This is a genomic window from Pelomonas sp. CA6 (assembly GCF_022549225.1).
Taxonomy (GTDB): domain Bacteria; phylum Pseudomonadota; class Gammaproteobacteria; order Burkholderiales; family Burkholderiaceae_C; genus Roseateles.
This window is the reverse complement of record NZ_JAKZFD010000003.1, coordinates 415495-436573: the sequence shown is the minus strand read 5'-3', so window position 1 is coordinate 436573 and position 21079 is coordinate 415495. Positions and strand designations below refer to the sequence as shown.

The following is a 21079-nucleotide window of genomic DNA, read 5'->3' as shown; positions in this document are numbered from 1 at the left end:
GATTGACCGGAAAAAGAAACTCATGCATCATAAATCCGGTAACTTCGTTACATCAACAGTACAGCGGCATTCCGCTAACAACTTCTGCCTCCATCGCTGGAGGCCTGTGCGCATGTCCTTTGATCTCGTGTTCTTTGGCGGTACCGGCGACCTCACCTGGCGCAAGCTGATGCCCGCCCTGTTCCAGGCCTTTCGCCACGGCAAGCTGCCCGAAGGTGGCCGCATCCTCGCCGTCGCGCGCGACGAAATGCCGGACGAGCGCTACCGCGAATGGCTCAAGGAGCGCTTCCGCGAAGTCGAGGAAGGCAAGCGCCCCAGCGACGAGGAGTTCGAGCGCTTTGCCGCGCTGGTGCATTACCGGCGCATGGACCTGTCGCAGCCCGAGCACTACCAGCGGCTGAAGGAATGGCTGGGCCAGCGCCAGGCCGACACCGTGGTGCTGTATCTGGCCACCAGCCCGCATCTGTTCACGCAGATCTGCGAGCAGTTGGGCGCGGCCGGGCTGAACGAGCCGCGCGTGCGCGTGGTGCTGGAAAAACCGCTGGGCCACGACCTCGCGTCGGCGCAGCAGATCAACCGCGTGGTCCGTTCGGTGTTCGCCGAGTCGCAGGCCTTCCGCATCGACCACTACCTGGGCAAGCCCTCGGTGCAGAACCTGATGGCGCTGCGCTTCGGCAACGCCCTGTTCGAACCGCTGTGGCGCCGCGAGAGCATCGCCAACATCCAGATCACGCTGGCCGAGTCACTGGGCGTGGGCACGCGGGGCGCCTTTTACGACGGTACCGGCGCGCTGCGCGACATGATCCAGAACCATGCGCTGCAGTTGCTCACGATGATCGCGATGGAGGCGCCGTCCAGCAACGACGCCGACGCGATACGCGACGAAAAGCTCAAGGTGCTGCGCGCGCTCAAGCCCTTCACGCCCGAAAGCGTGGAGCGCGACGTGGTGCGCGGCCAGTACCGCGCCGGCACGGTGGATGGCAAGGCCGTGGTCGGCTACCTGGACGAAGCCAAGGTGCCCGCGGGCAGCCACACCGAGACCTTTGTTGCGCTGCGCACCGAGGTGCAGAACTGGCGCTGGGCCGGCGTGCCCTTCTACCTGCGCACCGGCAAGCGGCTGCAGGCCCGCGACGCGCAGATCGTCGTCAACTTCCGCCCCGTGCCCCACCCCATCTTCCCGGGCGCCAACCGGCCCAACCAGCTGATCATCAAGCTGCAGCCCGAGGACGGGCTGGAGCTGCGCCTGCAGGCCGCCAAGGGCGGTGCGCATGGCGAGGCGCTGAGTTCGGTCTCGCTGGACCTGGACTTCGACAAGGCCTTCGCATCCAACCGCGTCGGCGCCTACGAGCGCCTGCTGCTGGACGCGATCGCCGGGCGGCTGAATCTCTTCGTGCGCAGCGACGAGCAGGAACAGGCCTGGCGCTGGGTGGAGCCGGTGCTGGAGGCCTGGAAGAACGACCCGACCGGTCCCCGCACCTATGTCGCCGGTAGCTGGGGGCCACCGGCCGCCAGCGCGCTGGTGGCCCGCGAGGGCTTCAGCTGGGCCGAGGAATGCTGATGTCGCAAGCCGTCAGGAGGTCCCCGTCATGAGCATGCTGGAGCGCATCAAGGCGGCGCTGCCCGCGCTGCCGCCGGCCGAGCAACGCGTGGCCAAGCTGCTGCTGGCCGACCCGCGCGCCTTCGCCAATCTGCCGGTCAGCGAGCTGTCCGAGCGCGCCCATGTCAGCAAGCCCACCGTGGTGCGCTTCTGCCGCAGTGTGGGCTACGACGGCTTGGCGGACTTCAAGCTCAAGCTGGCCGGCAGCGTCAACGAAGGCGTGCCCTTCGTGCACCGCTCGGTGGACGAGGACGACAAGCCGGCGGACCTGATCGTGAAGGTGGTCGACAACGCGGTCGCCGCGCTGCTGCACTACCGCAACGACGCCGCCAGCCATGCGTTCGAGCGCGCGATCGCGGCGCTGGCCGAATCGGGCCGCCAAGGCAAGCGCATCGAGTTTTACGGCGTGGGCAACTCCGGCATCGTGGCGCAGGACGCGCAGCACAAGTTCTTCCGGCTGGGCGTCAACACCATCGCCTGCAGCGACGGCCATGTGCAGTTGATGAGCGCCACCATGCTGGGGCCGGGTGACTGCGCGGTGATCATCTCCAACTCGGGACGCAGCCGTGACCTGATCGACGCCGCCGAGATCGCGCGCAAGAAGGGCGCGACCACCATCATCATCACCGCCAGCGGCTCGCCGCTGGCGCAGATGGGCCAGCAGCCCGGCCAGGTGCTGCTGGCGGTGGACCATCCCGAGGACTACGACCGCTACAGCCCCATGGTCTCGCGGCTGCTGCACCTGATGGTGGTGGACATCCTGACCACCGGCGTCGCGCTGCGCCTGGGCCAGAAGCTGCGCCCGCTGCTGCAGGAGATCAAGCGCAACCTGCGCAGCAAGCGTTACGCGACGTGAGCTGGGAAGGCCTTCGTTGGGCCTCAGCGCTCGTCATCCAGGGAGCACCTGGCCGTCAAGGCCAGAGCAACTCCCCCAGCTCATACACCCTCGCCAACTCACGCAGCTTAGGCGGCACGCCCTCGATGCGCAACTCCAGCGCATGCTGGACGCACAAACGCCTTGCGCTGAGCAGCAGGCTCAAGGCGCTGGAGTCGAAGGTCTCCAGCGTCGCGGCATTCAGCCGCAAGACCTGACCCGCCGCGCTGGTCAGGTGGGCCAACTCGGCGCGCATCGCCGCCTCCAGCGTGGCCCAGACCTGCGGCAGGTTGGACAGCAGAATCTCCTGGGGCAGCTTCAGCATCGCACGTGTCCGGGCTGGGAAAGAAAGGAGACCGCGCCGGTCAGGGCTTGGCGGACGGTGCGCTGCCGGCGGCGGCGGCCTTCTGATTGCGCTCCGCCAGGGCCTTGATCAAGCCGTCTATGCCCTTGGCATTGATCTCCTGGGCAAAGCTGTTGCGGTACTGATCGGCCAGCCAGATGCCCAGCACGTTGACGTCATAGATGCGCCAGCCCTGGTCGGTCTTCTCCAGCCGGTAGTCCAGCTGGATGGGCTCGCCCTTGCCGCGCACCTCGGTGCGCACCACCACATCGGTATCCTCCGCGGCGGCGCGCAGCGGCTTCATCGCGATGGTCTGGTCCTTCACCTGGGTCAGCGCCCCGGCATAGGTGCGCACCAGCAGGCTCTTGAATTCGTCCTGCAGGCGCTGGCGCTGCTCGGGCGTGGCCTGGCGCCAGAAGCGCCCGACGGCCGAGGCCGTCATGCGCTGGAAGTTCACGTGCGGCATGATCTTCGCGTCGACCAGCGCGATCACCTTCTGCACATCACCACCCTGGATGGCTTTGTCACTCTTGACCGCATCCAGCACCTCCACCGACAGCTGGCGGATCAGCTGGTCCGGCGCCGTGGCATCGGCCGCCTGGGCCAGACCCACCGACATGGAGATGGCGGCACCGGCCATCAGTTGCAGAAACCAACGCTTGGAACAGCTCGAGGGGATCAAACGCATTGCAATGTCCTTGTCAGAGGCCGCCTGTCGCGGCCAATCTATAACGCTACGGCACGGTTGGAGGTTCACCGCGAGGCCGGTGCGCTGGCCGGCGGCTCTTCGGTGATGACCTCGTATTCGTCGTCCTCGGCCGGGACCTTGCGGTCCTTGAGGTTGCGGCGCTGCAGGTAGGCGTCGCGGACGAAGGTGTATTTGTCCAATGCGATTTCATCCAGCATGTCGGTGACACGCAGCAGATTGGAGCGCTTGTTGATGGTCTGCAGCGAGAACACCGCCACCTTGTACTCCCCCCGGTCGAAGAGGAAAGACGGCGAGGTCAGCACGTTGGCGGGCTCGGCGATGGCATCGCGCAACGACGAGGGACCGAACAAGGGCCAGACGATGTAGGGTCCCGACGAAAAGCCCCAATGCGCGAAGGTCAGGCCCAGATCCTCGCTGTGCTTCTCCAGACCCGCGGGCGCCGCGATGTCGATCAGCCCCCCCAGGCCCAGCACGCTGTTGACGGAGACGCGCATGGTCTGCTGCGCCGCCAGTTTGAAGCGCCCCTGCAGCACCAGGTTGACGGCCGACCAGGCGTCCTTGAAGTTGCCGAAGAAGTTGTCCACCGCCACACGAGCCGGCGAGGGCACGAGCTCGCTGTAGGCCGTGGCCACCGGGCGCAGCAGCTTCTCGTCCAGCCCCTCGTTGAAGTTGAAGACCTTGCGGTTCCAGCGCTCCCAAGGGTCCTGCTTGTGCCGGACCTGGCTCGGCGCATTCGCGGCGGCGTCCTGGGCCTGGACAGCCAAGGGCGCCAGAGTCGCGATCAGTGCCGCGAGCAGCAGGCTCGCGCTGCGATTGACGATGCGGGCGGCCATCACTTGCCCTCCCCGCCGCCGGCATCCGCCGCCTTGTTGTACAAGAACTGACCGATCAAGTTCTCCAGCACCACCGCGGACTGGGTACGCTGGATGCGGTCGCCGGCCACGAGGTTTTTCTCGTCCGCGCCTGGCTCCAGCCCGATGTATTGCTCGCCCAGCAGGCCGGAGGTGAGGATCTTCGCCGAGCTGTCCTTGGGGAAGTTCACCGACTTGTTGAGCTTGAGCATCACCAGTGCCTGGAAGCTCTTGTCGTCAAAGCTGATGGACTCGACGCGGCCCACCACCACACCGGCGCTCTTGACCGCGGCACGTGCCTTCAGTCCGCCGATGTTGTCGAACTTGGCGGACACGGTGTAGCTGTCCTCGCCCCAGTTGAGGCTCAACAGATTGCCGGCCTTCAACGCCAGGAACAGCAGGGCCGCCGCGCCGACCAGCACGAAGGCACCGACCCAGGCGTCATAACGAGAGGATTGCATCGCGCAACTCCAAATTCAGATCGAGAACATCATGGCGGTGAGCACGAAGTCCAGTGCCAGCACCGCCAGAGACGACATCACCACGGTACGGGTCGTGGCCTGGGCCACGCCCTCGGGCGTGGGCCTGCAGGCATAGCCCTGCAGCAAGGCCACGAAGCTGACCGTCACGCCGAACACGAGGCTTTTGACCACACCGTTGCCCACGTCCGCAAAGGCTTCCACCCCACCCTGCATCTGCGACCAGAAGGCCCCGCCGTCGATGCCGATCAGCGGCACCGCGACCAGCCAGCCGCCCAGAATGCCGACCGCCGAGAACACCGCCGCCAGCAGGGGCATCGCGATCACGCCGGCCCAGAAGCGCGGCGCCAGCACACGGCGCACCGGGTCGACCGCCATGATCTCCATCGCCGACAGCTGCTCGCCCGCCTTCATCAAGCCGATCTCCGCTGTCAGCGAGGTGCCGGCCCGGCCGGCGAACAGCAGCGCCGAAACCACCGGCCCCAGCTCGCGCACCAGGCTCAGCGCCACCAGCAGACCGACGGCCTCGGCCGAGCCATAGCGCTGCAAGGTGTAGTAGCCCTGCAGCGCCAGCACGAAGCCGACGAACAGACCGGAGACGCCGATGATGGACAACGAACGGTTGCCGACGAAGAACAGCTGCTCGCGCACCAGCACGAAGCGACCCAGCGCCGCCGGCAGCAGCAGGATCAGGCGCAGCAGCAGCCTCGCCGACGCGCCCCAGTCCGCCAGCTTCAGGCGCAGGCTGCGGCCCAGGGCTCGGCTTGCATGGTTCAGGCCCATCACGGGGACATCCTTCCTGTCGCGTCGCCCGCGGCTTCCAGCCCGAAGTCCTGCCCCACCGGGGGCGCCGGCTGGTGAAAGCGCACCGGACCGTCGGCATGGGCGCCGACGAACTGGCGCACCAGCGGATCGTCACTGTGGCGCAACTCGTCGGGCGTACCGTGGGCGACGATGCGACCATTGGCCACCATCACGACCTCGTCGGCAATCCCAAAGGTTTCATGCAGGTCGTGCGAAACGATGATGCTGGTCAGACCCAGGGCGTCATTCAGATCACGGATCAGCCGGGCCGCGACGCCCAGCGAAATCGGGTCCAGCCCCGCGAAGGGCTCGTCGTACAACACCAGGTCCGGGTCCAGCGCGATCGCCCGCGCCAGCGCCACGCGGCGTGCCATGCCTCCGGAGATTTCACTGGGCATCAGGTCGCGCGCGCCGCGCAGGCCCACCGCGTTGAGCTTCATCAGCACCAGGTCGCGGATCATGGGCTCGGACAAGCGGGTGTGCTCGCGCAGCGGGAAGGCGACGTTGTCAAACACCGAGAGATCGGTGAACAAGGCGCCAAACTGGAACAGCATGCCCATGCGTCGGCGCACGGCATACAGTCCGGCCTGATCCAGTGCATCCAGGTCCTGCCCGTCAAAGAGCACCTGACCGCTCTGCGGGCGGATCTGCCGCGTGATCAGGCGCAGCAGCGTGGTCTTGCCGCCCCCGGAAGAGCCGATCAGCGCCAACACCTTGCCGCGCCCGATCCGCAGATTGACGCCTTCCAGCACCAGCCGGTCGGCATATCCGCAGTTCAGGGCCTTGAGTTCAATCAGCGGCTGTGTGGCTTGTTCTGCTCTGGAGTATGGGGCCATGAGCCTGTGCAGGCGGGGACGGGCCCCGGACACGCAAAGCTCACATCATAGGGGAAACACCAGGAGCTTGCCGGCCACCGATTCCGGCGGCCGGCCCGGCAAAGGCGCGTCCTGCCCGGCTTACTGGCGATCGATTAGCTCTCGCCAGGACACCTTCTTGGCGTTGGTCTGGAAGTTGACCTTGGGCGGCACCTGCCGGGTGTCGATGGTCTTCTTCTGCGTGATCGACACCACCGGCTTGCCACTGGGCAGCACGTAGCGGCTCAGACCCGTGGCCAGGTCAGACAGTCGGGTGATGTCGGTGATCGCGGAACCGGTCGCGATATCCAGCATGTAGAGCCAGGAATATCCTGCCTCGCCGTCCACGCAGGCCGCCACCGACTGCGGCACATTGCCCAGCGCCACCAACGTTGTCGACTGCAGCAGCATGGGCACGTTGATCCGTTCGCCGGCATCGGGCAGGTCCACATACCAGCCGGACTTGGTGCTCCAGTCCACCGGGTTCTTGGTCGCGGTGCGCACGTTGCCACTGGTCTGCAGTGTCTGCGCAACGGCGCCGGAATTGCGGAAATTGCCCCAGTCGGAACTGGTGAGCCGATCCCGTATCCCGTAGATGGACTGCCCGTCGACATTGGACACATCCGACAGCCCCCAGAGCCGCCCAGTGCCCACGAAGACGGCGGCCGTCTTGAACCCATGGTCGTTGATCTCGGCCAGCACCGGAGCCGTGGTCACCGGTTGGGCCACGCCCGAGGCGCTGAGCAGCTGCGCGATGCGCACCGCCCCTGGCGCGCCCAGGGTGCCATCGGGATCGAAGCGCCAGACGTTGCCCAGCAAATCCCCGGCGTAATAGCGCTTGGCCACCGCGTCGCCGCCGCTGTCCGCCCAGGCCGCCAGCGGCCCCAGGCCGGCGGGAGAGCCGCTGGAGCCCTGGCCAGTGCTGATCTGCGCGCGGACGGCGCCGCCCGGCTGCAGGCTCACCATGTACAGCCGTCCCTGCCCGTCGCCCACGTTGTTGACGCCCGAACTCAGCACCGCCACCCATTCGCCGCTGCCGGACGCACGCTGCACCACCAGCGCCTGAGCGAAGGTGTAGCCGAGGTTGCTGTCGGAGAACTCCCACAGCAAGGTGGGTGGTCCGGAGGTGTCGGTCACGTCCAGCGCCACATAGGACTTGCCGCCCGCGCCCAGGCCTGCGATCAGCACGGTGCGCCAGGCGCCGTTGATCACCGCGTCGGCCAGCGTGATCTGACCGTCGACATAGAACTGGTGGTTGGTCGCGTAGTTGCGATCGGCCAGCTTGTACAGATTGGCGCGCACGGCGCTGGGGACGAAGGCCCAGACCTCGTTGCCGGTGGCGGCGTCGAAGGCGTGCAGCATGCCATCATTCGCGCCGACATAGACCATGGGTCGACGCTGCGCCGTGCCCTGGGCATAGCTGAGGAAGTCGGCACCGCCGAAGGACTTGGGCGATGCGCCCAGGTACACGGGCGCCGAGTTGACGATGTCGCCCAGCACCGCAAGACGCGAGCGATAGACCGACAGATCGGTACCGCGCAGATAGCTCACCAGATTGGCGCCGGAGTTGGCCGTGGTCTGGTCGGCCGTGCTCAGCGAGGCACAGTGCGACAGCTTGCTACAGACATTGTCGAAGTCGCCGTTGAAGCCATCCGCCACCAGGTTGCTGTACTGGAAGTCGCGCAAGACCTGACCCTTGGCATAGTAGATCTTGCGTGCCGTCTTGTCGGCGCTCTTGAGCTGATCGGATGCGCTCCACAGGCGGGTGTCCTTGCCCGCCGCGTCGGTCATCGTGATCGCGCCCGTGTCCAGGTTGATCTGGTAGGCGCGCAGGTCACCGATCCAGTCGGCCGAGGTGTAGCTGCCGACAAAGGCCTTGTCATTGCCCGGCACCGGCCGCTGGCTGGACGTCGCCGCCGCGGAGCCGAAGGCCGTATCGCCCTTGATCGTGGCCAGCGCGGCCTGCAGGCCCTGGGTCACGGTCGTTGGATCGGCGGCATTGAAGTAGACGCCGCGCCCGTTGACCGCGGCATGCCACAGATCGTCCACCTTAGGGGCGTCGTTCGTCGGGTTGGGCCAGACCTTGGTGCCCTGCAGGATGTTCTTGTAGTCGCCCGAGGTCTGGGTCAGGTAGTTGGGGTCGTACTTCAGCGTGCCATCCTGCCCCAGGCTCATCGCGAAGGTCGTCATGTGTTGCCACTGCGCGGCGTCGGTGCCGGTGGGCTTGACGTTGTTGTTGCAGACATCCGCGCCCATGGCCCCGGTGCAGTTCCCCAGCGCCGTGGTGCGCAGATCGGTCGCGTAGTAGTACATCGCGACGTCGGCCAGCGAGTCGGACGAACCGCCCGATGTGCCCCCCCTGCTTGCGTCCTGATAGGGCCGGTCAACCTGGGAGTCGCGCTGGCCCACGTTGTTGCCGTACAAATCGTAGGGGCCGAACTTGAGCGTCGAGTCCTCGTCACCCGTGTTCCAGGCGCCATCGGTCGCCACGATCACATAGTTGCGCTGGCAGGAGTACTGCACCGGATCGACCGTGCCCTGCCCACTGGCCTTGCGTGCGTAGTAGCGCCCGGCCAGCGCCAGCGAGCCACGCAGCGGCGTCGAGTTGGATGTGGGCGCCGCGTTGACGTAGTCGTAGAACTTGGACTTCTGCGTCGAGGTGAAATCGTTGATATGCAGGAACTTCTTGCTGCCGTCATCCGTGGCCTGCTTGGCATGGATGGTCATGTAGCCGACACGGAAGTTGTCGTCGATGTTCCGGAAGGCCTGGCTCACCACCGCCTTCATCATCTTCATGCGGGTGCTGTAGTAGGCCCACCAGTTGGCCAGGCGCTGCGCCTCCGCGCTGTTGGAGCGCACAACAACCGGCGTGAACACGCTGCTGCTGCCAATCACCGTGTTGCACTCGCTGTAGAAGGTCGAGGTGGTGATGGGTGTGCCGTCGGCCGCGTAGGTGTAGCTGCGCCTGGGCTGGGTGCCGGAGTAGGTGAAATAGACGAACTGGGGCCAGCCCTTGCCCAGCACGGGCTGCGAGATCGTGCCGCTGCCAGAGCCGTATTTGATGCTGACGGTGACGCGATTGTTGTTGCTGTCGCGTGCCGTCAGGATGCCCAGCATCCAGCGCCTGGAATCGCTGTTGTCATAGATGGTGACCGGCTGGTTGAGACTGCTGTTGTAGCTGCTGCCGATGCCATTGAGCGTGATGCTGCCCGTGCTGACGATGGCTAGGTTCGACGAGGTGCTGACATCCTTGGCGGCCAGCGTCTGGTCGGCGTACATGGCCGAGTCGATGCTCGCGTTCGCTGCTGCCGCGCCGAGATAGTTCAGCGGCGGCGAGTAGCTCACCTTGGGATCCGGGTCATAGGCCAGGCCGTTGCATTGGATGGATTTCAAGCCATGCTTGATCGCCATCCAGGTGTCCGGATAGTAGTAGTTGTCGTACTGGAAATCGCCGGCAACCTCGGGCAAATAGGTAAAAGCCATGCTGCCCGAATCGTCGAGGACGAACATCAGGTTGGGCTTGACCGGGGTGCTGGAGGCCGTCAGCAGCGGCGTCTGCGAGACGTCGGTCAGCGCGGCATGGGACCAGGTGGCCGCCACGCAGGCCGCGCCGGCCAGGGCCGATTGCGCCAGGGCATGCCAAGCTCGCGGCTCGAAGAAATTTCGCATGGGGTTCACCTATGACTTGTTCGGGTCGGGCGGGTAGCTCACCAGCGTTTCGGTGTAGCTCACCGTCCCGCGCGCGCCGACGGTCCGCGCGATGATGCGGTAGTAGGGATTGGCCGGCGCGCTGCTCTGCGAGTAGTCGCTGTAGCCTTGCCCGGTGTTCTTCGAAGTGGAGTCCTTGGCGTCGGGCATCGGGCCGGTGGCGCAGGAATTGGGCGGCACCGCATTGAACGATGAGCCCAGCGACGAGCACATCCTCGTGATGACATACCTCACGGTGTCACTGCCCACCTGCACCGGATTCGAAGGCTGAATGCAAGCGGCCGGTGCCACATTCTTGCCGTTCACCAGGCAGTTGGTACGGTCCCAGTCCACCAGCGCCTGCACACGGGCCGTACCCACCGAGTTGCCGGTCGGGTCCAGCGCATCCATGGCCGTGGCGTAGTACCCCGCCGCCGGGTTGTCCTGGTCCAGTTGCCCGGGGTTGGCCGCCATCAGCTGGGTCTGTCCGTCCAGCCAGCCGATGGCCGCGTCAGTGCCGACCGAACTGCTGTTCAGCGCCGACTGCTTGAAGGCCAGGTTGCCCATGGCCATGGCCCCGGTGTCGATCGAACGGATCAGCGCCACGGCGCCCGTGGTCAACACCGCCAGCGCGATCAGCGCAAAGATCATCGCGAGTCCGCGGCTGCGAGCCGGACCGGAAGAGCTCATCGTGCGCATGCTCATGACTTTCATTGCCGCATCCTTGCCGGGCGGGGCTTGGCGCTTGGCCGTATCCACCTTGCCCGCCGTCTCGTCCACATCAGCTGGGCGACTTCCACCGTTGATTGCGCAGCGGAATCACGGTGTCAAACGCCTTGTATCGATAGTTCTGCCAGTTCGCCAGATCGTTCACCGCCAGGTTCAGGCACTTGCCTTCGGTGCAATCGACCGACCCAGTGACCGGGGCCACGCTGCCCACCACCACTTTGATCGGCCCCGTGGTCACGGGATCACGCTCGAACTGGGCGCTGCGCGTCACCAGCACCACGCGCACGGACAGCAGCTGTGCCCATTGAGCCGGGTTCGCCGGCTGCACGTTGGTATAGCTGTCCACGACGCCATCGCCGTCGGAGTCCATGCCGTAGAAGGCGCGCAAGCGCACCACATTGCTCTGCAGCACGCGGTTGGTTCGCGTGCGAGTACGGGTGTCCAGGCGGCTCTCCACCAGCTGCTGCTGGCCATTGACGCTGTAGATCACGTCCACAAAGCTGCCCATGTTGAGCAGAATGCTGCCGCTGGGATTGGGCACGGCGCAACTGGCCGGCAGGCATTTGCTGGAGGTCGCCATGGTGGGGAAGCCCGGCGCGTTCCAGCCGGCGTCGTCCGCACGAGGAATCGAGAACGCGGCCGGCGCCTGGTTCACCTGGAACACCTCGCAAACCACGCCCGGGTTGGGCGCGTTGGGCACCAGCACCATCAAATCGTTCTGCAGCACACCGACCATGCCATTGACGCTGAACTGCGTGCGCTGCTGAGCATTGCCGCTGTTCGGGTCGTAATGCGGAGGCACCACCCGCAGCGGCACGGAATAGCCCACCTGGTTGATCGCGCCATCGCCGGTCACGGCCTTGGAGCTGGCCAGGATGCGCAGTTGGCTGTCATTGCCGACGGTAGTCACGAACACCGGTCCCAGCACGGGCGGAAACATGCCAAATGCCGAGCCTGCAAAGCGGGCACTCAAGGGGCAGCCGAGCGCCATCGCCTCGCTGGCAAAGCCGTAGCCCGCCATCGCCACCTCGCGCTGAATGGCATACATGGACAGCGTGCCGCCCACCTGGGCGTCCGAGCCCGCGGAGGTTCCGCGCCGCTGCCCTTCGGCCACGCTCATCGCGGTCGCGATCACCAGCGTGCACAGCAGGCCGATGCCCATGCCCACCATGAGCTCGACCAGCGTGAAACCCTGCTGCCCGGTCGAATGACGTATGACGGACTTCATTGCGGCTGCACCCGGGTCTGGGTTCGATAGACGTTCGCGCTTTCACCCGGCTGGCTCCAGCGCAGTTCCACGGTGACGTCGGCAATCCAGCTGGGTCCCGGCTGCACGATGTTGACGGCCACCCTGCTCGTGCCCAGCGGCAGCGTGCGCGCGACCTTGCTGGCCCACTCGGCGCAACGGGGATAGGCCTTGCAACTGTCGCCGCCGTAATTGACCAGGTTGCCGCCGACATCGCCCCACATCACGCCCATCAGCTCGCCGGCGAGGTTGCCGGCATCGGCCCGGTACTTGGCGGCGCTCTGCGACTTGGTCATCGACGCCTGCAGCCCGATGAGCCCCAGCACGCCGAAGGAAAAGATCGCAATCCCCACCAGGGCCTCGATCAGCGCGATGCCGCGCTGTCCGCCAGAAGAATGCATGTGCTTCACCGGGGTCCTCCTCACTGGCAGGCGCGCGGATCGCCCGCCGCGACATCGCGATCGCAGGTACGGACGGAACCGCCCGGATCGATCTGCACGCGAAGACGCCGGCCGTCGCCGCTTTGATGGGTGATGTCGATCTGCGCCAACTGGACGCCGGTGGGTTCGACCTGCCCCAAGCTGTTGAAGGTGACACTGTCGGCCGCCGCGCCCGCAGCGGAGGTTCCGACCAAATTGATCGAGGTGCCGCCCTCGCGGCCAGACCAACGTTCCACCAGCATCGGGTCGACCGTCGCGGACGGCGCGGCCAGGCATGAACCCGCGGGGTTGAGCACGCTGATCACCCAGGACGTGCCCGTCGAACTGCGGCCGCAATGGTTGTCCAGCGGCTGGTCCGCGCCGCTGCTCATCAGCCAGAAGGTCATGCTGGTATTGGCGCGCAAGGCCTCCAGGCGCGTCTTCTCGATGCCCGCGCGCATGCCTTCGGCGGTGTTGCGCACGCTCAACCCGCGCACCCAGCTCACCGCGCCCGGCACCGCCATCGCGGCAGAGAAGCCGAGGATGGCGATGACGATCAGCAACTCGATCAGCGAGAAGCCGCCGGCGCAAGACCTGGAGCGGGCGATCGGGTTCATCAGCACTCGTCCCCGCGCACCAACCAGCAGGGCTTGCCACTGGCGTTGCCACGATAGTTCACCGTCGTGCGCTGGTTGGCCTGATCGACCGTGAAGTCGTTGCCCTTGACGCGCGTGCCATCGCGCCCGGTGGCCGTGATCAGATAGCCCTGGCCGTTGCCGGTCAGGTTGCAGGCGTAGCTGAAGTAGTTGTCTCTGGCGAAGCCCGACCAGCCCGGCGCGTTGGCCCCATCCGCACAGGCCGCCGTGCCATAGGCGCGGTTGTCCTGGTAGTACTGCTCCATCTTGATGCGATAGTCGGCCAGCGTGGCCAGACCTTGCGGCACCTGGCCCCGGCGCACGTAGTCGCTGTACGCCGGCAGCGCGACCGCGGCGAGGATGCCGACGATGGCCACCACGATCATCACTTCGATCAGCGTGAAGCCCCGGGAGGCGCGGAAGGTGCTCAGTTTCATGGTCGGAATTCGGGTCGGGGCTGCAGTTGGAGCAATTCTCGGCAAGGCGGAGGCATCGGCCCGTGAATTCCTGCACGAATCGACCCCTCGGTTCGACGGACGGACGGGCGGCACCGACAAGCGGCACACCGGGTGACGCACAAAAACAAGGGCCGCCCGAAGGCGGCCCGAGGGAGGGGTGGGCACCGGCGCAAGCGCGCGGCGCCGAATCAGCGCGGCAGTTCGCTGTCGCCCATCAGGAACTCGTCCACCGCGCGCGCCGCCTGGCGGCCCTCGCGAATGGCCCAGACCACCAGGGACTGCCCGCGGCGCACATCGCCCGCCGCGAATACCTTGTCCACGTTGGTGGCATAGCCTCCGCTGAAGTCGGTCGAGGCCTTGGCATTGCCGCGCGCGTCCTTGTTGACGCCAAAGGCCTCCAGGATGGCCGCCACCGGCGAGACAAAGCCCATGGCCAGCAACACCAGATCGGCCTTCAACACCTGCTCCGACCCCGGCACCTCGGCCATCTTGCCCCCGGCCCATTCGACGCGGACGGTCTTCACGCCGGTGAGCTTGCCCTTCTCGCCGATGAACTCCTTGGTGGCGATCGCGAACTCGCGCTCGCAGCCTTCCTCGTGACTGGACGAGGTGCGCAGCTTGTAGGGCCAGTAAGGCCAGGTCAGCGGCCGGTCCTCTTCTTCGGGCGGACGGGCCAGCAGTTCGAACTGGGTCACGCTCTTGGCGCCATGGCGGTTGCTGGTGCCCACGCAGTCGCTGCCCGTATCGCCGCCCCCGATCACGATCACATGCTTGCCATCGGCGCGGATCTGGCCCTTGAGCTTGTCACCCGCATTGACCTTGTTCTGCTGCGGCAGAAACTCCATCGCGAAATGGACGCCGGCCAGGTCGCGGCCCGGCACCGGCAGGTCACGCGATTGCTCGGCGCCACAGGCCAGCAGCACGGCGTCGAACTGGGCCTTCAGGTCTTCGGGGCTGATCGCCTCCTTGGCCCAGTTGGTGACCTTGCTGTCCTCGGGCAGCGCGGCGATCAGCACGCCAGTGCGAAAGACCACCCCTTCCGCCTCCATCTGCTGGACGCGCCGGTCGATGTGAGACTTCTCCATCTTGAAGTCAGGAATACCGTAACGCAGCAGGCCGCCGACACGGTCGTTCTTCTCGAACACGGTCACCGCATGTCCGGCGCGCGCGAGCTGCTGCGCGGCCGCGAGCCCGGCCGGGCCGGAGCCGACGACGGCGACCGTCTTGCCGCTCTTGTGCTTAGCCGGCCGTGGCGCGACCCAGCCCTCGGCCCAGGCACGGTCGATGATGGCGTGCTCGATGGACTTGATGCCCACCGCATCGTCGTTCACGTTCAGCGTGCACGCGGCCTCGCAGGGCGCGGGGCAGATGCGGCCGGTGAACTCGGGGAAGTTGTTGGTGCTGTGCAGCACGGCGATGGCCTGCTTCCAGTCCTCGGGACGGCCGCGGTACACGAGGTCGTTGAAGTCCGGAATGATGTTGTTGACCGGGCAGCCGTTGTTGCAGAACGGCGTGCCGCAGTCCATGCAGCGCGCGCCCTGCACCTTGGCCTGCTCGGTGTTCAGGCCAATGACGAATTCCTTGTAGTTCTTCAGGCGCTGGGCAACGGGCTCATAGCCCTCGTCCAGGCGCTCGTACTCCATGAAGCCGGTGACTTTTCCCATGATGACTCCTGATCAGACCTTGGCCTTGGCCGCGGGGGCCTTGGCATGCGCGATGGTGGCGGCGGCTTCCTTGGCCGCGTTGAGCTCGCCCAGTGCGCGGCGGTACTCGTGCGGGAAGACCTTGACGAACTTGGCCCGCGATTCGGCCCAGTGGTCCAGGATGTCACGCGCGCGCTGGCTGCCGGTCCAGCGGTGGTGGTCCTCGATCATCTTCTTCAGGATCACCTCGTCGGTCTGCGCGTCGTCACCCGCATTGAGACGGTGCCAGATCGCGCGGTCCAGCGTCGCCTCCTGCTCCTCGCTGGTCATCACCTTGTCCAGCGCCACCATGCTGGTGTTGCAGCGCTTGGCAAACTGGCCGTCCTCGTCAAAGACGTAGGCCAGGCCGCCGCTCATGCCGGCCGCGAAGTTGCGGCCGGTCTTGCCCAGCACCACCACGGTCCCGCCGGTCATGTATTCGCAGCCATGGTCGCCCGTGCCTTCCACCACCGCCTTCGCGCCAGACAGGCGCACCGCGAAGCGCTCGCCCGCGACGCCGCGGAAGAAGGCCTCGCCACGCGTGGCACCGTAGAGCACGGTATTGCCGACGATGATGTTCTTGGTCGCATCGCCGCGGAAGTCGATGCTGGGACGCACCACCACGCGGCCGCCGGACAGCCCCTTGCCGGTGTAGTCGTTGGCATCGCCGATCAGGTACAGCGTGATCCCCGGCGCCAGGAAGGCGCCGAAGCTCTGGCCGCCGGTGCCTTCCATCTGGATGAAGATGGTGTGGTCCGGCAGCCCCTCGGGATGGCGGCGGATCAGCTCGCCCGACAGCATGGCGCCCACCGTGCGGCGCACGTTGGTGACCTCCTGCATGAACTGCACCTTCTCGCCCTTGTCGAAGGCGGGCAGGCACTTCTCGATCAGCTTGACGTCCAGCGCTCGCGACAGGCCATGGTCCTGCTGGTCGTTGTGCAGGCGCGCCACCTCGGCCGGCGCCTGAGGCCGGTGGAACACGCGGCCAAAGTCCAGGCCCTTGGCCTTCCAGTGGCTGATGCCCTTGCGGGTGTCCAGCAGGTCGGCGCGACCGATCAGTTCGTCGAACTTGCGGATGCCCAGCTGGGCCATGATCTGGCGCGCTTCCTCGGCGACGAAGAAGAAGTAATTCACCACATGCTCGGGCTTGCCCGAGAACTTGGCGCGCAGCACCGGGTCCTGCGTGGCCACGCCCACCGGGCAGGTGTTCAGGTGGCACTTGCGCATCATGATGCAGCCCTCGACGACCAGCGGCGCGGTCGCGAAGCCGAATTCGTCGGCGCCCAGCAGCGCGCCGATCACGACGTCGCGCCCGGTCTTCATCTGGCCGTCGGCCTGCACGCGCACGCGGCCGCGCAGGCGGTTGAGCACCAAGGTCTGCTGCGCCTCGGCCAGGCCCAGCTCCCAGGGCGTGCCCGCATGCTTGATCGAGCTCCACGGCGACGCGCCGGTGCCGCCGTCGTGGCCGGCGATCACGATGTGATCGGCCTTGGCCTTGGCCACGCCGGCAGCGATCGTGCCCACGCCCACCTCGGAGACCAGCTTGACCGACACGTCGGCGCGCGGGTTCACGTTCTTCAGGTCGTGGATCAGCTGCGCCAGATCCTCAATGGAATAGATGTCGTGGTGCGGCGGCGGTGAGATCAGGCCCACGCCCGGCACCGAGTAGCGCAGGAAGCCGATGTATTCGGACACCTTGCCGCCCGGCAGCTGGCCGCCCTCGCCGGGCTTGGCGCCCTGGGCCATCTTGATCTGGATCTGATCGGCCGAGACCAGGTACTCCGTCGTCACGCCAAAGCGGCCCGAGGCCACCTGTTTGATCTTGGAGCGCAGCGAATCGCCGTCGTTCAGCGCGTAGTCGGCTTCGACCACCTTTTTGCCGACGACATCGGACAGCAGGGTGCCCTTGACGATCTTGATGCCCTTGAGCTCATTGCGGTAGCGCGCCGGATCCTCGCCGCCTTCGCCGGTGTTGCTCTTGCCGCCGATGCGGTTCATCGCCACCGCCAGCGTCGCATGCGCCTCGGTGGAGATGGAGCCCAGCGACATCGCGCCGGTGGCAAAGCGCTTGACGATCTCCGCCGCCGGTTCCACCTCCTCGACCGGGATGGCCTTGCTGGGATCGAACTTGAACTCGAACAGGCCGCGCAGCGTCATGTGGCGCTTGCTCTGGTCGTTGATCAGCTGGGCGTATTCCTTGTAGGTTTCGAACTTGCCCGAGCGCGTGCTGTGCTGCAGCTTCGCGATCGCGTCCGGCGTCCACATGTGCTCTTCGCCGCGCGTGCGCCAGGCGTATTCGCCACCGGCGTCCAGCGCGTTCTCCAGCACCGGGTCGTCACCGAAAGCCGCCCGGTGCAGGCGGATGGCCTCCTCGGCCACCTCGAACACACCGATACCGCCCACCTGCGTGGGGGTGCCGCGGAAGTACTTCTCGACGAAGTCGGCCTTCAGGCCGATCGCCTCGAAGATTTGCGCGCCGCAGTAGGACATGTAGGTCGAAATGCCCATCTTGGACATGATCTTCGACAGGCCCTTGCCCACGGCCTTGATGTAGTTGTAGATCGCCTTCTCGGCCGAGAGATTGCCCGGCAGCTCGGCATGCATCCCGGCCAGCGTTTCCAGCGCCAGATAGGGATGAACGGCCTCCGCGCCAAAGCCGGCCAGCACCGCGAAGTGATGCACCTCGCGCGCCGAGCCGGTCTCGACCACCAGGCCGGCCGTGGTGCGCAGCCCTTCGCGCACCAGGTGATGGTGCACGGCAGACAGGGCCAGCAGCGCCGGGATGGCGACGCGGCCGGCGCTCAGGCGACGGTCGGTAATGATGAGGATGTTGTGGCCGCTCTTGATCGCGTCCACCGTTTCGGCGCACAGCGAGGCCAGTTGCGCCTCCACGCCTTCACGGCCCCACTCGCGCGGGTAGGTGATGTCCAGCTCGTAAGGCTTGAACTTGCCGTGGGTATGGGCCTCGATGCCGCGCAGCCGCGCCATGTCCTGGAAGTCCAGGATGGGCTGGGTGACCTCCAGGCGCATCGGCGGGTTGACCGCATTGATGTCCAGCAGGTTGGGCTTGGGCCCGATGAAGCTGTTCAGCGACATCACGATGTTCTCGCGGATCGGATCGATCGGCGGGTTCGTGACCTGGGCGAAGAGCTGCTTGAAGTAGTTGTACAGCGGCTTGTTCTTGCTGGACAGCACAGCCAGGGGCGAGTCGTTGCCCATGGAGCCAATGCCCTCCTCGCCGTTGGTCGCCATCGGCGCCATCAGGAACTTGAGGTCTTCCTGGGTGAAGCCGAAGGCCTGCTGGCGCTCCAGCAGCGGCGTTTCGAAGGCGGCCGGGCCTGCGGTTTCGGCGGGGATGTCGTCCAGCTTCACGCGGACGTTCTCGATCCACTGGCGGTAGGGGCGCGCGTTGGCGTACTGGGTCTTGAGCTCCTCGTCGTCGACGATGCGGCCCTGCTCCAGGTCGATCAGGAACATCTTGCCCGGCTGCAGGCGCCACTTCTTGACGATCTTGCTTTCGGGGATGGGCAGCACGCCGGACTCGGAGGCCAGCACGACCAGGTCGTCGTCGGTCACGCAGTAGCGTGCGGGACGCAGGCCGTTGCGGTCCAGCGCGGCACAGACCTGGCGGCCGTCGGTGAACACCATCGCGGCGGGGCCGTCCCAGGGCTCCATCATCGCGGCGTGATATTCATAGAAGGCACGCCGGCGCTCGTCCATCAGCTCATGCTGCTCCCAGGCTTCCGGGATCATCATCATGGCCGCATGCGCCAGCGGATAGCCGGCCATGGTCAGCAGCTCGATGGCGTTGTCGAAGGTGGCGGTGTCGGACTGGTGCTCGAAGCTGATCGGGTAGAGCTTCTTCAGATCCTCGCCCAGCACCGGCGACTTCATCACGCCTTCGCGGGCGCGCATCCAGTTGAAGTTGCCCTTGACGGTGTTGATCTCGCCGTTGTGCGCCACCATGCGATACGGGTGGGCCAGCGGCCATTCCGGGAAGGTATTGGTGGAGAAACGCTGGTGCACCAGCGCGATGGCCGAGACCACGCGCGGATCCGCCAGGTCCTTGTAGTAGGCGCCGACCTGGTCGGCCAGCAGCAGCCCCTTGTAGATCACCGTGCGGCAGCTCATGCTGGGCACGTAGTACTCGCGGCTGTGGGTCAGCTTCAGCGCCTGGATCGCGCTGGACGCGGTTTTGCGGATCACGTAGAGCTTACGTTCGAGCGCATCCGGCACGATGATGTCCGGGCCGCGGCCGATGAAGATCTGGCGGATGATGGGTTCCTTCTCGCGCACGGTGGGCGACATCGGCAGTTCGGCGTTCACCGGCACATCGCGCCAGCCCAGCAAGACCTGACCCTCGGCCTTGATCGCGCGCGCCAGCTCCTGCTCGCAGGCCAGGCGCGAGGCGTGCTCCTTGGGCAGGAAGATCATGCCCACGCCGTACTCGCCCGGCGGCGGCAGCTCGACGCCCTGCCTGGCCATCTCCTCACGGTAGAACTCGTCAGGGATCTGGATCAGGATGCCGGCGCCGTCGCCCATCAGCTTGTCCGCGCCCACCGCGCCGCGGTGGTCCAGGTTCTCCAGGATCTTCAGGCCTTGCTGCACGATGCTGTGCGCCTTCTGGCCCTTGATGTGGGCGACGAAGCCCAGACCGCAGGCGTCCTTCTCGTTTTGCGGGCGGTACAGGCCGTCGCGCGTCAGCGCGGCGATTTCCTCGGACGTGGCCACGAGCTGCGGCGCGGACGTTGCGCGGAGAGGAGCGGACGCGGCGCCTTGCGCCTGCCCCTGCGATTGTTGTGCTGCCGACATCGGTGGCCTCCAGGGTTCCAAAACCAGATGTGCGCAGATTAATGCGGTGCAGCATGAAGGACAACAAGAACTAAATGGGGTCAGACTCTATTTAACAATCCAGCCACGCCAAGCCGATCATTTATTAGGGACAGAGTCAGATTTACTGCGGGAGACGGCGGGGACGTCCTCGCCGCCGCGGTGTCAGCGGACGCTCGGTCTGCTCCCCCAGCGCAGCCAGAAAGGCAGCCCCACCGAGCGGCCACCCCTTCAGCGCCGACGCCATCAGCAGACGACGCTCCGCGTCGGGCTCGCCGTCGTCCAAACAGCGTTGCCAGGCCAGTTCGCGCTCGAACGGTGTGTTGCCCAGGGCCCAATAGGCCGGCGCATCGACCACCAGGGGGTCACGCCGCCGCCCCAAGTGATGGGCACAGGAAGACCAGGGATAGTCGACCGCAGCGGCCACCAGGCCGGCACGCTGAGGATTCAGTTCGATGGCCCGCATGGCGGCCAGCAGATGGGTGGAGGCGTCCAGTGGCGCGGCGCGAAAGCGCCCCTCCCACAGCGTGCCGGACCGCCCATGGCGGGCATTGAAGGCCGCCACATAGCGGCGGCCAAAGGCCTGCATCATCCGGCTCAGCCCCTGGTCGCTGCTCGGGGTGGCGAGCAGATGCAGGTGGTCCGGCATCAGCACATAGGCGTGGATGGTGACCTTGTGCGTGGCCGCGCTGTCCTGGAGCGCCGCCAGCATTTGACGGAAGTCCTGTTCGTCGCGGGCAATGGGCTGGGCGCTGTGGCCGCGATGAATCAGATGGTGGACATGGCCAGCTAGCGCCAGCCGCGTGAGTCTTGCCATGGCATTGCGCCCCGGGGTCAGGTTTGATCTGACCCCATTATTCCCCAGCGCCGAAGCAGGCCGCG

The 21079-nt window shown here is 66.3% G+C and carries 17 protein-coding genes; 2 read left to right on the top strand and 15 right to left on the bottom strand.

All coding sequences use genetic code 11. The features are described 5' to 3' along the window. The first annotated feature begins 112 nt into the window (after positions 1-112). Complete coding sequence (zwf, locus tag LZ017_RS07950) at positions 113-1558, top strand: glucose-6-phosphate dehydrogenase (protein WP_241396061.1); 1446 nt, start codon at positions 113-115, stop codon at positions 1556-1558. A gap of 34 nt (positions 1559-1592) precedes the next feature. After that, complete coding sequence (locus LZ017_RS07945; protein ID WP_241396108.1) at positions 1593-2453, top strand: MurR/RpiR family transcriptional regulator; 861 nt, start codon at positions 1593-1595, stop codon at positions 2451-2453. Positions 2454-2508: 55 nt separating this feature from the next. On the opposite strand, the gene LZ017_RS07940 is transcribed toward LZ017_RS07945, so the two are convergent. The 15 genes from LZ017_RS07940 to LZ017_RS07865 all read right to left on the bottom strand — a co-directional run bounded on the left by LZ017_RS07940 (position 2509) and on the right by LZ017_RS07865 (position 21014). Further along, positions 2509-2796, bottom strand: coding sequence for an STAS domain-containing protein (locus LZ017_RS07940; RefSeq protein WP_241396060.1), 288 nt, complete (start codon positions 2794-2796; stop codon positions 2509-2511). Positions 2797-2836: 40 nt separating this feature from the next. After that, positions 2837-3454 (bottom strand): phospholipid-binding protein MlaC, encoded by a 618-nt coding sequence (locus LZ017_RS07935; RefSeq protein WP_374109897.1) that lies wholly within the window; start codon positions 3452-3454, stop codon positions 2837-2839. 113 nt (positions 3455-3567) lie between these two features. Further along, entirely contained in the window at positions 3568-4356 is a 789-nt protein-coding gene (locus LZ017_RS07930) for a VacJ family lipoprotein (RefSeq protein WP_241396058.1), read from the bottom strand. Next, entirely contained in the window at positions 4356-4835 is a 480-nt protein-coding gene (gene mlaD, locus LZ017_RS07925; RefSeq protein WP_241396057.1) for an outer membrane lipid asymmetry maintenance protein MlaD, read from the bottom strand. Before mlaD ends, LZ017_RS07930 begins: the two co-directional genes overlap by 1 nt. 15 nt (positions 4836-4850) lie before the next feature. Beyond that, positions 4851-5636, bottom strand: a complete 786-nt coding sequence (gene mlaE, locus LZ017_RS07920; RefSeq protein ID WP_241396056.1) for a lipid asymmetry maintenance ABC transporter permease subunit MlaE — start codon at positions 5634-5636, stop codon at positions 4851-4853. Further along, the gene (locus LZ017_RS07915) at positions 5636-6493 is read right to left on the bottom strand and encodes an ABC transporter ATP-binding protein (RefSeq protein ID WP_241396055.1); all 858 of its coding nucleotides are present in this window, start codon (positions 6491-6493) and stop codon (positions 5636-5638) included. Before LZ017_RS07915 ends, mlaE begins: the two co-directional genes overlap by 1 nt. A gap of 120 nt (positions 6494-6613) precedes the next feature. After that, the gene (locus tag LZ017_RS07910) at positions 6614-10180 is read right to left on the bottom strand and encodes a pilus assembly protein (RefSeq protein WP_241396054.1); all 3567 of its coding nucleotides are present in this window, start codon (positions 10178-10180) and stop codon (positions 6614-6616) included. Between the two features lie 9 nt (positions 10181-10189). After that, on the bottom strand, positions 10190-10912 hold the full coding sequence (locus LZ017_RS07905; RefSeq protein ID WP_241396053.1) for a hypothetical protein: 723 nt from the start codon (positions 10910-10912) through the stop codon (positions 10190-10192). 67 nt (positions 10913-10979) lie between these two features. After that, a complete protein-coding gene (locus LZ017_RS07900; RefSeq protein WP_241396052.1) occupies positions 10980-12155 on the bottom strand; it encodes a PilW family protein in 1176 nt (391 codons plus the stop codon). Beyond that, complete coding sequence (locus LZ017_RS07895; protein WP_374109896.1) at positions 12152-12574, bottom strand: pilus assembly protein PilV; 423 nt, start codon at positions 12572-12574, stop codon at positions 12152-12154. The genes LZ017_RS07900 and LZ017_RS07895 overlap by 4 nt, the downstream gene beginning before the upstream one ends. Positions 12575-12594: 20 nt before the next feature. Then, positions 12595-13209 (bottom strand): GspH/FimT family pseudopilin, encoded by a 615-nt coding sequence (locus tag LZ017_RS07890; protein ID WP_241396050.1) that lies wholly within the window; start codon positions 13207-13209, stop codon positions 12595-12597. Further along, entirely contained in the window at positions 13209-13664 is a 456-nt protein-coding gene (locus LZ017_RS07885) for a type IV pilin protein (RefSeq protein ID WP_277604578.1), read from the bottom strand. The genes LZ017_RS07890 and LZ017_RS07885 overlap by 1 nt, the downstream gene beginning before the upstream one ends. A gap of 209 nt (positions 13665-13873) precedes the next feature. Further along, the gene (locus tag LZ017_RS07875) at positions 13874-15349 is read right to left on the bottom strand and encodes a glutamate synthase subunit beta (protein WP_241396049.1); all 1476 of its coding nucleotides are present in this window, start codon (positions 15347-15349) and stop codon (positions 13874-13876) included. 12 nt (positions 15350-15361) lie between these two features. After that, complete coding sequence (locus LZ017_RS07870) at positions 15362-20098, bottom strand: glutamate synthase-related protein (RefSeq protein ID WP_374109895.1); 4737 nt, start codon at positions 20096-20098, stop codon at positions 15362-15364. Between the two features lie 223 nt (positions 20099-20321). Beyond that, positions 20322-21014: a transposase gene (locus LZ017_RS07865; RefSeq protein WP_241396047.1), complete on the bottom strand. Its 693-nt coding sequence runs from the start codon at positions 21012-21014 to the stop codon at positions 20322-20324. Positions 21015-21079 lie beyond the last annotated feature (65 nt).

Excerpts from the sequence above, each read along its gene's own strand:
- LZ017_RS07895 (WP_374109896.1), bottom strand. The coding sequence starts at position 12,574 with ATGCATTCTTCTGGCGGACAGCGCGGCATCGCGCTGATCGAGGCCCTG.
- zwf (WP_241396061.1), top strand. The coding sequence starts at position 113 with ATGTCCTTTGATCTCGTGTTCTTTGGCGGTACCGGCGACCTCACCTGG.
- LZ017_RS07875 (WP_241396049.1), bottom strand. The coding sequence starts at position 15,349 with ATGGGAAAAGTCACCGGCTTCATGGAGTACGAGCGCCTGGACGAGGGC.
- LZ017_RS07930 (WP_241396058.1), bottom strand. The coding sequence starts at position 4,356 with ATGGCCGCCCGCATCGTCAATCGCAGCGCGAGCCTGCTGCTCGCGGCA.
- LZ017_RS07900 (WP_241396052.1), bottom strand. The coding sequence starts at position 12,155 with ATGAAGTCCGTCATACGTCATTCGACCGGGCAGCAGGGTTTCACGCTG.
- mlaE (WP_241396056.1), bottom strand. The coding sequence starts at position 5,636 with ATGGGCCTGAACCATGCAAGCCGAGCCCTGGGCCGCAGCCTGCGCCTG.
- LZ017_RS07935 (WP_374109897.1), bottom strand. The coding sequence starts at position 3,454 with ATGGCCGGTGCCGCCATCTCCATGTCGGTGGGTCTGGCCCAGGCGGCC.
- LZ017_RS07865 (WP_241396047.1), bottom strand. The coding sequence starts at position 21,014 with ATGGCAAGACTCACGCGGCTGGCGCTAGCTGGCCATGTCCACCATCTG.
- LZ017_RS07945 (WP_241396108.1), top strand. The coding sequence starts at position 1,593 with ATGCTGGAGCGCATCAAGGCGGCGCTGCCCGCGCTGCCGCCGGCCGAG.
- LZ017_RS07910 (WP_241396054.1), bottom strand. The coding sequence starts at position 10,180 with ATGCGAAATTTCTTCGAGCCGCGAGCTTGGCATGCCCTGGCGCAATCG.
- LZ017_RS07890 (WP_241396050.1), bottom strand. The coding sequence starts at position 13,209 with ATGAACCCGATCGCCCGCTCCAGGTCTTGCGCCGGCGGCTTCTCGCTG.
- LZ017_RS07905 (WP_241396053.1), bottom strand. The coding sequence starts at position 10,912 with ATGAAAGTCATGAGCATGCGCACGATGAGCTCTTCCGGTCCGGCTCGC.
- LZ017_RS07885 (WP_277604578.1), bottom strand. The coding sequence starts at position 13,664 with ATGAAACTGAGCACCTTCCGCGCCTCCCGGGGCTTCACGCTGATCGAA.
- LZ017_RS07940 (WP_241396060.1), bottom strand. The coding sequence starts at position 2,796 with ATGCTGAAGCTGCCCCAGGAGATTCTGCTGTCCAACCTGCCGCAGGTC.
- LZ017_RS07915 (WP_241396055.1), bottom strand. The coding sequence starts at position 6,493 with ATGGCCCCATACTCCAGAGCAGAACAAGCCACACAGCCGCTGATTGAA.
- mlaD (WP_241396057.1), bottom strand. The coding sequence starts at position 4,835 with ATGCAATCCTCTCGTTATGACGCCTGGGTCGGTGCCTTCGTGCTGGTC.